Raw genomic sequence first — 16,314 nt, 5'->3', positions numbered from 1 at the left:
TGAGAAAAGTTATGCGAAGAAAAGTAACACCTAAATCGAAAAACGTCCAGTTTTTCGTCGATTTTAATAAAAAAATAGCGAAATGACCCACTCAAGGTTGCCTTGGATCAATCTAAGACAACCTTAATGGGCCAAACAATTACAGATTTTGCTCAATAAACTCAGCTAACTGAGCTTTTGATAAGGCACCCACTTTAGTGCCAGCCACTTCACCATTTTTGAACAGCAACAGGGTTGGGATACCACGAATACCGTACTTAGGCGGAGTTTGATTGTTGTGGTCAACGTTTAATTTACCCACAGTGATGCGATCGCCAAAGTCGTTGGCAATCTCATCTAGAATAGGTGCAATCATTTTGCATGGGCCACACCACTCTGCCCAAAAATCTACTAAAACTGGTTTGTCTGAATTAAGAACATCGCTCTCAAAACTTTCATCACTTAGCTGAACAATTTTATCACTCATGATAATCTCCGCTGCTGAATACGCGTGAAATAATAAAACACTATTATTTCTGTTTTTGAATGTTAGCGCAAACTGATATGCTTACGCCATGAGTAAAACACATTTGACAGAGACACGCTTCGCCGATCTCGACCTGCACCCGCAGGTATTAGCCGCGCTACAAAGCGCTGGGTTTGAACATTGTACACCTATTCAAGCATTAAGCTTACCGATTGCCCTAATCGGAAAAGACGTTGCAGGACAGGCGCAAACCGGTACAGGTAAAACTTTAGCCTTTTTAGTCGCTACTTTCACCACGCTGTTAAACAAACCGCGTACTGGTGACCAACGTTATCCGCGTGCCATCATTATGGCGCCTACGCGTGAGCTTGCCATTCAGATCGCTAACGATGCTGAATTGCTTGCCAAACATTGCGATATGCGTCTTGGCATTATTTATGGGGGCGAGGGTTATGAATCTCAACGGCAGCAGTTAGAACAAGGCGTTGATATTCTGATCGGTACCACGGGTAGATTAATAGATTACTGTAAACAAGGCATCTACCAACTGGATAAAATTGAAGTGGTGGTGTTAGATGAAGCCGATCGCATGTTCGATTTAGGCTTTATCAAAGACATTCGCTACATGTTCCAGAAAATGCCACCACCTAAGCAGCGTCAGAGCTTGTTGTTTTCTGCCACGCTATCGCAGCGGGTTCAGGAACTGGCTTACGAGCATATGAACTCACCTACTAAAGTTGAAGTAGAACCTTTACAAAAAACCGGTACGCGTATTACCGAGGAGCTTTTCTACCCGTCTAAGCAAGACAAAATAAAGCTACTGCTTACGCTGATTGAAGAAGATTGGCCCGAAAAAGCCATTATCTTTGCGAATACCAAACATACCTGCGAAAAAGTATTTCAATGGTTGGAAGCTGATGGTCACCGCGTGGGTTTGCTGACGGGGGATGTACCACAACGTAAGCGCTTGAAGATTCTCGAGCAATTTACCTCGGGTGAGCTTGATTTCTTAGTAGCTACGGATGTTGCCGCGCGTGGCTTGCACATTCCTGAAGTGAGTCATGTCTATAATTACGACCTCCCGGATGACTTTGAAGATTATGTGCATCGGATTGGTCGAACCGGACGCGCTGGAGCTAGTGGTAAAGCGGTTAACTTAGCCTGCGAAGAATACGTCTATAATTTGCCAGCCATTGAAGAATACATTGGCCATGCAATTCCAGTGACTAAGTATGCTCCCGAGGCTCTACTTACGGATCTTCGTAGCCCTCGTACCAGTCAACGTCGACCGCGTGGTGGTCGTCGGGGTGGCAGCCAACAACGGCGACCACAGAATAGCCGCAAACAAAGTCCGCGGTAATCATTTATGACGCAGGAAGCGCGCTTTGCAGCAATTGATCTTGGTTCGAATAGTTTTCATCTAATTATTGCTGCAACCAAGCGCGCTGGCGGTTATCGGATCATCTCCCGCTACCGCCACAAAGTCCGTTTAGCTGCTGGCTTAGATCAGCAGCTATGGGTCAATGATGCGGCCATTGGTCGCGGCTTACAGTGCTTATCCATGTTTCGTAACATGCTGGCCGACATTCCGTTGGGTCATATTCGTTGCGTGGCTACCGCAACCTTGCGCAAAGCCAGTAACCAGCAGCAAATGATCGCCCAATTTGAGGAAGCTTTAGGCTGTCCCATTGAAGTCATTTCTGGTCACACTGAAGCCAAACTCATTTACCAAGGGGCGACGAGTGCCTATGCCGGCTCAAGCAAGCCCCTACTGGTGCTGGATATCGGCGGTGCCAGCACAGAGGTTATCGTCGGTCATGGTACTGAACCTCTGCACTTAGAAAGTTTTGATTTAGGCTGCGTGGTTTGGCAACAGCGCTTTTTTCATAACCAAACTATTTCAGCAACTGCCTGTAACGACGCTATCGCCTCAGCACGAGCACTTTTGGCCGACCATGTAGGTAGGTTCAAAGAATTGGGATGGGAGCACGTAAGCGGCGCCTCAGGCACCTTCCGCGCGCTGTTAGACTTAAGGCAGAGCCGACAACTCACTCCAGTGATAGATGCGACTTGGTTACAGCAGGTGTTAGCTGAAGTTATTGCTGTAGGACATGTACAACGGTTACACGAGCTTCCGTTACGGCGCGACCGCACGGCTGTCTTTGTAGGTGGGCTCTGTATCTTGATTGCCTTGCTCGAAGAGCTAGGCATTCACCGGGTGCATCTGGCGGCGGGAGCATTGCGTGAGGGGCTGTTACTACAACAACTAGCGGCAGTAACAGCACCCAGCAACAATTAAGTTAGCTTGCTTGCTGCAACTTTTGCGCAGCTACCTTGGCAAAGTAAGTTAAGATGCCATCGGCACCAGCGCGCTTAAAGCCTAACAACGACTCTAAAATCACATCTTCACTCAACCAACCGTTGGCGATAGCCGCCTGCATCATGGCGTACTCACCACTCACCTGATAAGCAAAAGTAGGCACCTTAAAGGTATCCTTAACGCGTCGTACGATATCCAGGTAGGGCATGCCCGGCTTAACCATCACCATATCCGCACCTTCTTCAAGATCAAGTGCAACTTCATGCAAGGCTTCATCGCTGTTGGCCGGGTCCATTTGGTAGGTCTTTTTATTACCGCCTTTTAAATTACCGGCAGAGCCGACCGCATCCCGAAACGGACCGTAGAATGCAGACGCATATTTAGCAGAATACGCCATGATTTGGACGTTGATGTAGCCATGCTGCTCGAGGGCTTCACGAATAGCGCCAATCCGGCCATCCATCATATCTGACGGTGCCACCACATCAGCACCAGCCTCGGCATGAGATAGTGCTTGGCGAACTAAGGCTTCCGTGGTGATATCGTTTTGCACATAACCGGCTTCGTCAATAATGCCGTCTTGGCCGTGGGTGGTAAAGGGATCTAACGCTACATCGGTAATAACGCCTAACTCAGGTACCGCTGCCTTGATAGCGCGAACCGCTTGCTGGGCGATGCCGTTCGGGTCCCAAGCGGCCTCAGCAGTCAATGATTTATGCTCGGCTGGAGTAACAGGAAACAAAGCTACGGCAGGAATACCTAACGCTGCAACTTCTTTACATTCTTGCACTAACAAATCTATGGATAAGCGCTCAACGCCTGGCATGGACGCCACCGTTTCACGTTGTTCAGTACCCGGTAAGACAAACACCGGATAAATAAAATCGGCAGCTGTTAGCTGATTTTCTGCCACCATACGACGACTAAATTCATGACGGCGTAAACGGCGCATACGACGAAACGGAAAATGGCTGACATGCTGCATAGATTATCCTCTAAGATGGCGGACGGTTAGTCGCTCGCTAAACGCTTAGCAACCACCCGAATTTGGTCACGACCAGCAGCTTTAGCGCGGTACAGCGCTTCATCGGCGGCTGCTAGTAATTGGGTGGGCTGATCATAGACCCCAGGACGAGCTACTGCAACCCCCATACTGACGGTGATGCGCATCTCCCCTTGATCCGTATCAAAGGCATGCTGACGTACCTTCTCGGCAATCTTCATGGCAATATCACGAGCGCCAATTTCATCCGTATCTGGCAGCAGCACCACAAATTCTTCACCGCCATAACGATAGACAGTATCACTAGCGCGACGTAGCAATTGCCGCAGCACCTGCGCCAGTTCAATTAATATTTGGTCGCCCACCAAATGTCCGTGGCTATCGTTCAAAGGTTTAAAATGATCGATATCAAGCATAATCAGCGTTAGTTCGCGGCCACTGCGCATGGACCGACGAAACTCGCGCTTAAATTCTTGGTTCAGAAAACGCCTATTGTACAAGCCAGTCAGACCATCTTCGTTGCTCTTTTGCTCGAGTTCTTGATTGGCTTTTTGTAGCCGTAGCATCACCTGCTTCAGCTCTTGAGTTCGTTTCGTCACCATATCTTCGAGTTGATGATTTAATTGCTCTTTCAACACCAACTGCTCTTGCCTACTTTCGTTAAAGCGCAATGCCAAAGCCCAAGACAGCAGCAACACCTCAAATGCTGACGCTGCCATGATGGCGTAACGTTGCACAAAAACCGATTCAAACAGCCCCAAGTAGCCCAAGGAATTAACACTGATAGCGGCCAGCAAGCCGCCTAATGCGAAGGTATAAATACGCGCGTAAATCAGGCCGCGGCGCCATAAAATGATGCCGCAACTCAGTAAAAAGCCACAGCATATAACCGCAAATCCAAGTACAAAAGGTATCAAAACCGCGTAGGGCAAAATCAAGCTGAGCAGAAAAATAACGCCATACAGCGCCATAAAGAAGCGCAACACCCTATGTAATCTGGCACTGTGCTGCTTGGTTTGTAACACGCCCATGGTCACCAGCGTTGCAAACAAAATCATGATGCTACCTATCATGGTAACAATTCGATCTTGAATCCATACCGACCATGGCCACAGGTACTGATAACCCACCCCATCTAAACCGGCCATTAGCAGCCCGACGGAGAGAGTGTAAGCTGAGTAATTTAAGAAACTACGGTCTCGAGTGACCAAATAGGTGAAGAGGTTATAAAACACCATGCACAAGATCAGGCCGAAATACAGCCCAGTAGCGGCCACCTGATACTGATGAAACTCCATGAATTGCAACGGTGACCAGATCTCTAGCGGAAACCTTAGCGAGCTTTCAGTTTGGACTCTGAGGTAAATATCGTGGGCTGCATGGGTAGGCAGTGGAACGACAAAGTTTTTATTGTGAATGGGTCGCTGCGCAAAGGGATATTGATCGCCCATGCTGACCTGACTCAGCACTTGCCCTGCTTGCACAAAGTAAACGTCGATCGAGTCGAGTAAGGGATAGCCTAAATAGAGCATACGATCGGCGTCATTAGCACCTACCGATACTTTAAACCAATACGCCTGTGGCGTGTATCCAAAAGACACCGCCTCACCTGCTGGCATCTGCTGCCATGCTGCGGCTGGCTGTTGCAGCAAGCCTAGGAGCGTGGTTGTATTGGTTTCAGCTTGATAATGGATGGTTGGTTTAACAACCTGTGGCGGCTTTGGTGGTGTCGACTGCGCTTTAACCGCAGCTACGGCTACACCAATAATAAGCAACAGCACCAAGGTCACCCAACGGCCCCAAGAAACGTTCATAGCATCCCTATTGTTGTATAAATTCTAGGCTGTTCTGCCAGCACTGAGCAGCAATAGTGGTGACTTCCTGTTGTCTTAGCTGCGCCAGATACTCACCTATAGCGGGGAGTAAACTAGGTTCATTGTATTTGGGTCTTGGCCGAATCGTTCGCGGTAGTAAAAACGGTGCATCGGTTTCTAACAGCAATCTGTTCGCTGGTATCCATGGCACCGCCTGTTGTAACTCTGTTCCTCGACGTTCATCACATAGCCAGCCCGTGATGCCTATATAACAACCAAGATCGAGGTAATTAGCAAGCTCTTTTTCGCCGCCAGTAAAACAATGCGCTAGCATCCGTGGAATACTTTTTAAGAAGGGCTTTAATAATGCTAATTGCTGTGCTTGCGCATCACGTTCATGTAAATAGACAGGCAACTTCAATTCAGCAGCTAGTTCCAACTGAGCGGTAAAAACCTGCTGCTGAATAGCTGCGGGCGAGTAATTACGGTTAAAATCTAGCCCGCACTCACCAATCGCTACCACCGCTGGATGTTGAGCTAGTTCTCGTAGTCGGGCTAAATCGGTGGGCTGGCTAGCCGCCGCATCGTGTGGATGAATACCAACACAGGCCACCAACTGCTGCGGAAAACGTTCACACAAAGCCAGTGCCTGCTCGCTTTCCAACACATTAGTACCAATCACCAGTTGACGCTCAACGCCAGCGGCTAAGCCACGTGCAATCACCTGTTCGGCTTGCACCAGTAGCTTAGGATTGGTTAAATTCACCCCAACATCAAACCAGCGTAATGCGCTCATGCTTAGAGTTAATCGATGCGCCGCACTTTAATCCGTCGCGGGGTGCCTTCGTAACTTAAGAAGAAACTGGTAAAGGCGCCACGCTCAATGTAGTAGCGTGCGTTATCCTTAAACAAAAATGTTCCGGACTCAGATTGCTCCCAGATTTGCCCATCTTCAGTTTCAACCACCCAATAACCGCGCGCATTTTGTTCCAGTTTGGTAATCGTAATGTACTGTCGATCAGGGGCATCTTCGGTTGCGGTACGATGTTCCTTACCAAATTTTTGCTTCACATCAGCTTGGCTTCGCTCTGCCGCGCGGGCCGAGCGATTCATACCACTTGCACCCGGCGCACTAGCTGCTACCGCAGTCTCATCACTACCGCGTTGCGCTACGGTAACTTGTGCTGCGAGTTCATCAAAACAAACCAAGCGCTGTAACGCATTCTTGATATCAGCACAACGTAACAACTCAGCATCCACTGCTGTTTGTGCCGTTGCTGGCGCCGACCAAGCGGCCGTCAGTACTGTCGTCAACATCAAAGCACTTGTTCCAAACCCATACATCAGCTTTCGCATAGCTACTTCCCATTCGTATTAGTTGCATCGGCGGAGTCAGCAGCTGGCTTAACTCCCGCTTTTTGATATAGACCTGCAATAACTAGCCCAAGTTCAAACAATAACCACATTGGAATAGCAAGCAACGTTTGTGAGATGACATCCGGTGGTGTCAGAATCATGCCCACAATAAAAGCAATTACAATGACATAAGCTCGCTTAGCACGCAATGCAGCGACACTTGTTACGCCACTCCAAACCAATAAAATAATAGCGACTGGGGTTTCAAAGGCAATCCCAAACGCCATAAAAATGGCCAGCACAAAGTCTAAATAGCGAGCTATATCAGTTGCTACTGTCACCCCTTCTGGAGCGGCCCCAGCTAAAAAGTTTAAGGCTAACGGCAACACCACCCAGTAAGCAAACGCCACCCCAGCATAAAATAATAACGTACTACTTAACAGCAGCGGCACCACTAAGCGTTTTTCGCGCTTATACAAACCCGGGGCGATAAATCCCCACAATTGCCACAGCAAAAATGGAATCGCCAATGCAATAGCTACTACTAAAACCAACTTGAAGGGGGTGAAAAATGGTGTGGCCACATCGGTGGCTATCATACTGGTGCCCTGCGGCAAACTCTCCAGCATAGGCAGCGCTAGCCAGTGGTATAGATCGTTGGCAAAGGCCGCCAACAGGGCAAAAATAACACCTACCGCCAGCAGACTTCGTAGCACCCGCGTTCGTAATTCTAGTAAGTGCTCCAAAAAGGGCATCTGACTAGCCATCTGACGAATCCTTAGGTTTATCGGTGCTGTTGCCCGTATTAGCAGGGGTGGCATAAGGGCGCTGCACTTGTTGCGCTGCTGCCTGTAATTCAACAATAGACCGCTGCACGTCGGGCGGTAATTTGTCCATGCCAAGTTCTTCAGCTTGCTTCAAATGCTCATGCAACTCTTTAATCCGCAGTTCGTGATTCAGCTCTTGTTGCATGTTGCTGGTAAACTCTTTGACTTTACTCACCCCTCGCTGCATTGAGCGCAAAGCTCCTGGCAGGCGCTCAGGACCCAACACAATCAGCCCCAGCACTGCGATTACCACCAGCTCCCAAAAGCCAATATCAAACATGGTCTACTGGTCTTTGTGGTCGGTACGCGTAGCTTCAGATTGCTGCTGATGTTCAACCTGATCGTTGGTTTTTTCTTGCGGTTTAGTCTCGCTATCGTCATTCACTGACTTTTTGAAGCCTTTAATGGCTGAGCCTAAATCACTACCAATGTTGCGCAGACGCTTGGTGCCAAATAACAGCACAATAATCAATAACACAATCAGCGCTTGCCAAATTCCAATTCCCATATCTTTGCCTTTGCCTCTTACGATGAACGTTTGCGTCGCCAACTTAGCCACGCACTAACGAGTGCTGCAGCGCCGGTAGCGGCAGGATAAAACCAAGCGACCTTAGCCACCACCAATAAGGTGGTACTGACCAGCATGGCCGCGGTAATCATTCCCCACCATACTTGCTGTGCATGTTGGCGTTGTTGCTCTGCCAATTGCAACATCATGCGTTGTTGATAATCCGCCTGATGCCTTTGAGTATTTAAGTAATCATAAAGCAAGGTCGGCATTTCTGGCAGCTTTTCTGCCCAAAAAGGCGCATTTTCTTTTACCGAGCGTATCACTGCACGCCAACCCAACTGCTCGTGCATCCAACGTTCTAGGAACGGTTTTGCTGTTTTCCATAAATCGAGTTGTGGATACAAAGTACGCCCTAAACCTTCTACATAAAGCAAGGTCTTCTGCAGTAACACCAACTGCGGTTGTACTTCCATTTCAAAGCGGCGGGCGGTATTGAACAAATTAACCAAGACGTTACCAAACGAAATCTCAGCTAGGGGCTTATTGAAAATGGGTTCGCACACGGTTCGAATGGCACTTTCAAACTCTTCCACATTTACGTGCTTTGGCACCCAACCCGAGTCGATATGCAGCTCAGCCACCTTGCGATAATCACGATTGAAAAACGCCAAAAAGTTCTCGGCCAAATAACGCTTATCTTCACGATTGAGCGTGCCGACAATACCAAAATCAATCCCTAGGTACTGAGGGTCGTCGGGGTGTTGACGTGACACAAAAATATTGCCAGGATGCATATCGGCATGAAAGAAACTGTCGCGGAACACTTGCGTAAAGAACACCTCAACACCACGTTCAGCGAGCTTCTTCATATCCACGCCCATGGCCATCAGGGTATCAACATCACTCACCGGGATGCCGTCTATGCGCTCCATGACCATCACATTAGGGCGACTGTAATCACTGAACACAGTCGGAATATACAATAATTTCGAGTCCGCAAAATTACGTTTCAGCTGAATTGCGTTGGCTGCTTCACGCAATAAATCCAACTCATCGATTAAGGTTTTACGGTACTCTTTTACCACTTCGCGCGGCTTCAAACGCCGCCCGTCTGGCAGATGTCGCGCTAATACGGAAGCCAAGGTTTCCATTAACCGTAAATCCGCATCAATGGTCGGTCGGATATCAGGTCGAATCACCTTGATGACAACCTCAGTACCCGCATCATCACCATGTTTTAGGGTGGCGGTATGAACTTGTGCAATGGATGCCGATGCTAACGGCTGCACCATAAAATCGTCAAAAGCGTCATGAATATTTTCTAGCTCAAGTGCTTTTTCAATCAGCCGTTGCGCCTGTTGGCCATCAAAAGCTTTAACTTTATCTTGCAACACGGCCAATTCATTGGCGATATCAGGCGGCAACAAATCGCGACGGGTGGACAGCATTTGTCCAAACTTGACCCACACCGGCCCTAGCGACTCTAGCGCTAATCGAAGGCGCACTCCAGCAGGTTGCTGTTTGTGCTTGTTCGGAATCCAAAACAACAAATGCCGCCCCAAACGCACCGACCAAGGCAGCCAATGGGCGGGAATGATTTCGTCTAAACCATAGCTGAGCATGGTTTGGGTGATTTTATACAGGCGTTTTAGTCGAGTACTCACAATCCCTACCTTGTTTTTAACGCGCGCTCTAGCTTATCTACTTGCGCACGTAATTGCTGCACCTGCTGTTTAAACTCCGCCATTTGCTGGGAGCCAACTAAAATATGTTTTTCTTCAATAAGGACATCCGCTAGCCACTGTTGCTGCTCTGCTAACCGTTGCTGTAGCCATTGTTGGCTGCGCTTAAAAGCCTGGCCAACAACATGCGCTGGGACATCACCTATACGCTGGCTCAATTGCTCTTCCCAATCAATATCTAAGGCTACAAACAGCTGACTGAATTGTTGCGCCAGCATAGGATCACCCTCAATATCTAAGGCATCGGCTTTAATTAAGCGGGTGATATTGGCACTATCTTGCAACTCAGGGAGAACCGCCAAGCGCGTGATAATATGGCAATCAACGCTATCAGCATCGACCCAGCTCAACAATACACCTTGCTCACTAGCCTGCAACGTAAGGGGTTTACCGAGTTCAGTGAGGGTCACTCGCAAACGTTTCCCCGCCACCTTCTGCAACCGCGCTGAGCTAGCACCGTCCAAGCCAAGTAAATGATTTGCCAAGGCCTCTGCGGCACTGGTCGGCAATACAGTCCACAGCATTAGAATTTAAACCCACGATGCAGCGCTACAATGCCGCCGGTTAAATTATCGAACGTGACCTGATCGTAGCCTGCGGTTTCCATCATGCCTTTGAGCGTTTCTTGGTCTGGATGCATCCGGATCGATTCAGCCAAGTACTGATAGCTTTCAGCATCACCGGCCACCAACTGGCCCATCTTCGGCAACACATTGAAGGAGTAAAAATCGTAGGCTTGATTTAACAAAGGTTGTACCGGTTTCGAGAATTCTAATACCAGTAAGCGACCGCCCGGCTTTAACACTCTAAACATCGACTCTAAAGCCTTCTGCTTATCGGTGACATTACGTAAACCAAAAGCAATCGTAATGATGTCAAAACTATCATCAGCAAAAGGCAGCTCTTCAGCATTGGCTTGAACATAACTGACGTTGCCAACAATGCCGCGGTTACGCAGCTTGTCGCGCCCTACTTCTAACATGGCATCGTTGATATCTGCCAACACCACTTCGCCTGTAGGGCCTACTCGACGCGCGAAGGCAGCGGTTAAATCGCCGGTACCACCAGCAATATCTAATACTTTCATGCCCGTCCGAACACCGCTGCAATCAATGGTGTAGCGCTTCCATAAGCGGTGGATACCGAACGACATTAAATCGTTCATCACATCGTATTTTTGCGCCACTGAGTTAAACACATTGGCCACTAAGTTTTGCTTTTCTGTTTTGGCAACTTGTTTATAGCCAAAATCTATGGTGTCTTGCTGGTTATCTTTCATCTTTAAACCTTTTTCTGTCGCTGCGCCCTAGTGTACTACGAAATCATGCTTGGGCGTAGTGATCCCGTCGTGGTAACCACCGCTGTATCAGTGCATCAGCAGTGTGCGGGTAATGGTGCCAGATTTGGCTTGCCAAGTGCTGAACTTGATCAAGTAAATAACTATGTTTCATGAGGTCGGCTACTTTCATTTCGGTTAAGCCGGTTTGTCGCTGCCCAAGCAATTCACCTGGCCCACGTAACTCCAAATCACGCTGGGCTATCACAAAGCCATCGGTACTGTCGCGCAACACGCCGAGCCGCTGCGTAGCAGTTTTCGATAGCGGCGCATGGTATAACAGCACACAGTGACTCGCCGCTGCCCCCCGGCCTACTCGGCCCCGTAACTGATGTAACTGAGCCAGCCCCAAGCGCTCTGGATTTTCAATAATCATTAAACTAGCATTGGGCACATCCACCCCAACCTCAATCACTGTCGTTGCCACCAGTAAATCGAGTTCGTGGGCCTTAAAAGCACTCATCACCGCTTCTTTTTCGGCACTTTTTAAGCGCCCATGCACTAAGCCAATACGCAATTGTGGCAACGCTGCTGCTAGTTGCGTGGCGGTATCCTCAGCGGCTTGGCATTGCAGCGCCTCGGATTCTTCAATTAAGGTGCACACCCAGTATGCTTGTCGCCCTTGTTCAGTACAGACATGTTCGACTCGCTGGATCACTTGCTCACGACGGGTATCAGGAATCGCAACCGTGGTTACTGGAGTCCGTCCTGGCGGCAGCTCATCAATGATGGAAGTTGCTAAATCAGCGTAGGCGGTCATCGCCAAAGTTCGCGGAATAGGGGTTGCGGTCATGATGAGCTGATGCGGCTGAAATCCCTGATCAATCCCCTTTTGCCGCAGTTCTAGGCGCTGGTGCACGCCAAACCTATGCTGTTCGTCAATAATAACCAATACCAAATTGGCGTAGGTCACTTCGCTCTGAAATAACGCATGGGTGCCCACCACCAGTTGCACCTCACCGGCAGCTATCGCGGCTAGGTTTTGTTGCCGCTCTTTAGCTTTCTGTTTGCCTGCTAACCAGCCCACAGCAATACCGAGGGGCTCAAACCACTGTCGAAAAGTAAGCGCGTGTTGCTCAGCCAGAATCTCCGTTGGGGCCATCAGGGCTACCTGAAAGCCTTGCCCTATAGCCGTCAGTGCGCTTAAAGCAGCGACCAAGGTCTTGCCTGAACCCACGTCTCCTTGTACTAAGCGCATCATCGGTTGTGACAACGCCAAATCCGCTTGTATTTCGCCAACCACGCGCTGCTGAGCTGCGGTCGGTGCAAAGGGTAATTGCTGCAAAAATTGCTGCTGCAAGACAGGATTCACGGCTAACGCTCGCGCTTGATGAGCCTGCTTTAGCGCTCTCAATTTCAATAAGCTAAGCTGGTGTGCCAATAACTCTTCCGCTGCCAGTCTCACCTGAGCAGGATGTGTACCCTCTGCTAACTGGCTTAAACTAACGTCCAAGGGCGGCCGGTGTAAAACCCGTAGGGCGGCTGCCAACGAAATTCCACCTGGCTGCAGAGATTCTGGCAGCAATTCAGGTAATGCTTGCTCATTTAGGTAAGTAAGCGCTTGCTCAGATAGCTTTCTTAAAGTGGCTTGTTGAACCCCTTCTGTCGCTGGGTAGACGGGGGTTAACGACTGCTCGGCTAGGATGGGCACTTGCCCTTCTATTATTTTATATTCTGGATGAATCATATCGGGGCCCTGCAGGCCTCGTTTTACTTCACCAAAAAGCTGTAACCTAGTGCCTTGTTCAAACTGTTTCAGCTGGGCTGCACTAAACTGAAAAAACACTGCGGTTAACACGCCGCTCGTATCTTTTACTCGCACCTTGAGCATGCGCTTGCGGCCGTAGGTAATCTCAGCTTTTATCACTTCCGCTACCACAGTGGCGGTGGTGCCCTGCTGCAGAGCAGCAATCGGATAAATCCGTGATCTGTCTTCATAGCGCAAGGGTAAATGCAGGAGCACATCTTGCACATTCATCAGGCCTAGTTTTTCTAATTTAGTTTGTAGTTTCGGCCCAACCCCCTTCAGATTGCTCAGCGGGATGAGGTGCAAGCTGCTTAAACTCATCTTTTAGCGCTCCGAATCCGTTGCCACCACTGCTCATCAGCAAGAATTTCACCTTGCTCGCCCACTGCCGGATAAGGAATATCATTGAGTCGACAAAGCCGCGCGAAAATAGGGTGGCCACCCTCAAACAGCACCCGCTGCCGCTCTGCTTGTGGCAGTGAAGGTTGTTGATAGCGCCCAACTGCCGCACGTTGGCGTTGTGCTTCGTATAAAATCACAGCCGCTGCCACGGAGACATTCAGTGACTCCGCCATCCCTACCATGGGCACAATCACTTGATGGTCAGCCGCGGCAATCGCTTCTGGCGTAACTCCGCGACGCTCTTGCCCCAAAATAATGGCCGTTGGCTTGGTGTAATCAATGGCTCTGAAATCCACCGCTTGGGGCGACAAGTTAGTCACTATGATTTGTTTTTTCTCTGCTTTTAACTGCTCAATGGCACTTGGCAAACCGTCATGGTTGTGCACCTTAACCCATTTATTGGTGCCTACCGCAGCCCCCGCCCGTACCCGCAAACGCGGGCCGTACCAAATGGCATGAACCTCATGTATCCCTACCGCATCAGCGGAACGAATCAGTGCTGACAGATTGTGATTTTTATGCACACTCTCTAAGCAGAGCGTTAAATCAGCTTGGCGCTGATCAAGTAATTGATTTATCCGAGCCAAACGCTCGCTAGTCATGGTAAATTCCAAGATCTGACTTCCGCTTTCAAATAATTAGCTACAATAATGAATTTAACACCAAGTATAAAGGGCCGCAGTGGCAGTCCGCACCAGGCAAGTATAACGGCATGCATGAGTTAACCCTAGTTTTTAGCCACCCCGATTTCTACGTGCTGAATAAGCCCGCCGGTGCGCCCATGCATGCCAACGAACAACAAGCAAGCGTGGTACATCAACTCGGACAACAGTTGCAGCAACAATTGTGGCCAGTGCATCGCTTAGATACCCCAACTTCTGGGGCGCTGCTGGTGGCTCGTAATCAGGCTGCGGCAGCCACCTTGAGTGGCCTCTTTGCCGAGCGCCAAATACACAAATATTACCTTGCGGTAGCGGCTGGTAAGCCCAGTAAAAAACAAGGACTGATCTGTGGCGACATGGATAAAGTACGACGTGGCAACTGGCGCCTGTTGCGTACACAAAATAATCCAGCCCGCACCCGTTTTATTAGTCACGCACTAAAACCTGGCTACCGCTATTATGTGCTCAAGCCAAGCACCGGCAAAACCCATCAACTTAGAGTCGCACTGAAGAGTTTGGGGACGCCGATTTGTGGCGACCAGCGTTACGGCGGTGAAGCGGCGCAGCACCTGCATTTGCATTTGCATGCTTGGCAATTGCAGTTCTGCTATCAACAACAGCAGTTCAGCATCACCGCACCATGGCCAGAATATGAACACTTTCTAGACTTACCCCCCCAACCTGATCTAGGCTTGCTTATCTCTGCTACCTAATTGCAAGGAACTCCCTATGCGTATGTCCATGTTAAATAAAGCTGTCATTGCCACCACCTTAGCCACGAGCTGCTGGGTTATCAGCCCAACGCAGGCCGCTGAACCGGTGCAAATTTCGTCATCCTTAGAGCAGCAAGTGATCGAATGGCGACGTGATTTGCATCAACACCCTGAATTAAGTAATCGTGAATTTCGTACCGCAAAAGTCATTACGGAGCACTTGCAGAGCCTTGGTTTAGAAGTGCAGACAGGGGTAGCACATACCGGCGTCGTGGCCCTGCTCAAAGGCGCCAAGCCAGGCCCCACCATCGCCTTGCGGGCCGACATGGATGCCCTACCGGTGGTCGAGCAAACCGACGTTGCCTTTAAATCTACTGCAATAGCCGAGTATCGCGGTAAAGAAGTAGGTGTTATGCATGCCTGCGGTCATGATTTGCATGTGGCTATGTTGATGGGTGCAGCCCAACAACTCACCGAACTGCGCGAGCAATTAGCTGGCAATGTGGTGTTTATTTTTCAACCGGCCGAAGAAGGTGCTCCTGCAGGTGAAGAAGGTGGTGCTGAGTTGATGCTTAAAGAAGGGTTATTCAAACAGTATCAACCTGAAGCCGTGTTTGGTATTCATGTGTGGTCAGCGGGACACACTGGTCACATTGGCTATCGCGAAGGCCCACTGATGGCCTCGTCAGACCGCTTTGAAATAACCGTCAAAGGCCAACAAACTCATGGTTCACGGCCATGGGGAGGCGTGGACCCTATTGTGGCGGCGGGCCAGATTATTAATAACACCCAAGCCATTGTTAGCCGTCAGGTCGATATTACCAAGGCGCCAGCGGTAGTGAGCTTTGGTATTGTTGAGGGCGGTGTTCGCAACAATATCATCCCTGATGAGGTCTATCTCGAAGGGACCATCCGTAACTTTGATATGGATAACCGTGCGCAAATTTTTGCTAACTTAAAAACGACTGCTGAGCATACCGCACAAGCCAGTGGCGCTGAGGCGCATGTGCATATTGATGAGGGCTACCCAGTTACCATTAACAATCCAGAATTAACCCGTGCCATGCTGCCTACCATGCACAAAGTAGCAGGAGCCGATAAGGTAAACGTGAATGCATTAGTAACTGGTGCAGAAGATTTCTCATTTTATGCACTAGAGGTGCCAGGATTATTTGTATTTTTGGGGATAACTCCAGAAGATCAAGATCCTGCTACGGCGCCAAGCAACCATTCACCCTTCTTTTATGCTGATGAGCGAGCGCTTAAAACCGGTACGGAACTGTATGTCAACTGGGCTATTGATTACGCCAAGCTACCTTAACGACCTCGGTGCTAGCATAGCCGCCCTGATAAAAAAGGCCCGTTACGGGTAATGCCGATCAGTTAAGAAATATTTTAGCGATCGGTTGACCGAT

17 protein-coding genes are annotated in these 16,314 nt (G+C 49.2%); 4 read left to right on the top strand and 13 right to left on the bottom strand.

Going from position 1 to position 16,314, the window contains the following annotated elements; translation table 11 throughout:
- Positions 1–139 precede the first annotated feature (139 nt).
- Positions 140–466, bottom strand: coding sequence for a thioredoxin TrxA (gene trxA, locus NOG12_RS10480; protein WP_110075513.1), 327 nt, complete (start codon positions 464–466; stop codon positions 140–142).
- Between the two features lie 88 nt (positions 467–554).
- Here trxA and rhlB point away from each other — a divergent pair, with 88 nt between their 5' ends.
- Positions 555–1,826 (top strand): ATP-dependent RNA helicase RhlB, encoded by a 1,272-nt coding sequence (gene rhlB, locus NOG12_RS10475; protein ID WP_313933238.1) that lies wholly within the window; start codon positions 555–557, stop codon positions 1,824–1,826.
- A 6-nt stretch (positions 1,827–1,832) separates the two neighbouring features.
- On the top strand, positions 1,833–2,765 hold the full coding sequence (locus NOG12_RS10470) for a Ppx/GppA phosphatase family protein (RefSeq protein WP_313933237.1): 933 nt from the start codon (positions 1,833–1,835) through the stop codon (positions 2,763–2,765).
- 1 nt (position 2,766) lies between these two features.
- Here NOG12_RS10470 and hemB read toward each other — a convergent pair whose 3' ends face one another.
- From hemB to trmH, 12 genes are read right to left on the bottom strand one after another with little or no spacing between them, the layout of a single operon-like run.
- Complete coding sequence (gene hemB / locus NOG12_RS10465) at positions 2,767–3,771, bottom strand: porphobilinogen synthase (RefSeq protein ID WP_313933236.1); 1,005 nt, start codon at positions 3,769–3,771, stop codon at positions 2,767–2,769.
- 26 nt (positions 3,772–3,797) lie between these two features.
- Positions 3,798–5,603 carry a sensor domain-containing diguanylate cyclase gene (locus tag NOG12_RS10460; protein ID WP_313933235.1) on the bottom strand — a complete coding sequence of 602 codons (1,806 nt, stop codon included), beginning with the start codon at positions 5,601–5,603 and terminating at the stop codon, positions 3,798–3,800.
- Positions 5,604–5,610: 7 nt separating this feature from the next.
- Entirely contained in the window at positions 5,611–6,399 is a 789-nt protein-coding gene (locus NOG12_RS10455) for a TatD family hydrolase (RefSeq protein ID WP_110075518.1), read from the bottom strand.
- An 8-nt stretch (positions 6,400–6,407) separates the two neighbouring features.
- Complete coding sequence (locus tag NOG12_RS10450; protein WP_313933234.1) at positions 6,408–6,959, bottom strand: hypothetical protein; 552 nt, start codon at positions 6,957–6,959, stop codon at positions 6,408–6,410.
- Positions 6,960–6,961: 2 nt separating this feature from the next.
- Entirely contained in the window at positions 6,962–7,726 is a 765-nt protein-coding gene (tatC, locus tag NOG12_RS10445) for a twin-arginine translocase subunit TatC (protein WP_110075520.1), read from the bottom strand.
- Positions 7,719–8,066, bottom strand: a complete 348-nt coding sequence (gene tatB, locus NOG12_RS10440; RefSeq protein ID WP_110075521.1) for a Sec-independent protein translocase protein TatB — start codon at positions 8,064–8,066, stop codon at positions 7,719–7,721. Before tatB ends, tatC begins: the two co-directional genes overlap by 8 nt.
- A 3-nt stretch (positions 8,067–8,069) precedes the next feature.
- Entirely contained in the window at positions 8,070–8,294 is a 225-nt protein-coding gene (gene tatA / locus NOG12_RS10435) for a Sec-independent protein translocase subunit TatA (RefSeq protein WP_110075522.1), read from the bottom strand.
- 17 nt (positions 8,295–8,311) lie between these two features.
- Positions 8,312–9,919: a ubiquinone biosynthesis regulatory protein kinase UbiB gene (gene ubiB / locus NOG12_RS10430; RefSeq protein WP_153826951.1), complete on the bottom strand. Its 1,608-nt coding sequence runs from the start codon at positions 9,917–9,919 to the stop codon at positions 8,312–8,314.
- 47 nt (positions 9,920–9,966) lie between these two features.
- Positions 9,967–10,563 carry a ubiquinone biosynthesis accessory factor UbiJ gene (locus tag NOG12_RS10425; protein WP_313933233.1) on the bottom strand — a complete coding sequence of 199 codons (597 nt, stop codon included), beginning with the start codon at positions 10,561–10,563 and terminating at the stop codon, positions 9,967–9,969.
- On the bottom strand, positions 10,563–11,318 hold the full coding sequence (gene ubiE, locus NOG12_RS10420) for a bifunctional demethylmenaquinone methyltransferase/2-methoxy-6-polyprenyl-1,4-benzoquinol methylase UbiE (protein ID WP_110075524.1): 756 nt from the start codon (positions 11,316–11,318) through the stop codon (positions 10,563–10,565). Before ubiE ends, NOG12_RS10425 begins: the two co-directional genes overlap by 1 nt.
- A 43-nt stretch (positions 11,319–11,361) precedes the next feature.
- Entirely contained in the window at positions 11,362–13,443 is a 2,082-nt protein-coding gene (gene recG, locus NOG12_RS10415; RefSeq protein ID WP_110075525.1) for an ATP-dependent DNA helicase RecG, read from the bottom strand.
- A complete protein-coding gene (gene trmH / locus NOG12_RS10410; RefSeq protein WP_153826905.1) occupies positions 13,440–14,126 on the bottom strand; it encodes a tRNA (guanosine(18)-2'-O)-methyltransferase TrmH in 687 nt (228 codons plus the stop codon). The genes recG and trmH overlap by 4 nt, the downstream gene beginning before the upstream one ends.
- Before the next feature lie 110 nt (positions 14,127–14,236).
- Here trmH and NOG12_RS10405 point away from each other — a divergent pair, with 110 nt between their 5' ends.
- Entirely contained in the window at positions 14,237–14,899 is a 663-nt protein-coding gene (locus tag NOG12_RS10405) for a TIGR01621 family pseudouridine synthase (RefSeq protein ID WP_313933232.1), read from the top strand.
- 28 nt (positions 14,900–14,927) lie between these two features.
- Positions 14,928–16,220 (top strand): amidohydrolase, encoded by a 1,293-nt coding sequence (locus NOG12_RS10400; RefSeq protein WP_202912515.1) that lies wholly within the window; start codon positions 14,928–14,930, stop codon positions 16,218–16,220.
- The last annotated feature ends 94 nt before the right edge of the window (positions 16,221–16,314 follow it).

It is taken from the genome of Pseudidiomarina fusca (genome assembly GCF_032227045.1).
In the GTDB taxonomy this organism is placed as follows: domain Bacteria; phylum Pseudomonadota; class Gammaproteobacteria; order Enterobacterales; family Alteromonadaceae; genus Pseudidiomarina; species Pseudidiomarina fusca.
Note: the sequence above shows the minus strand (reverse complement) of the source record. Positions and strands in the feature narration are given on the sequence as shown.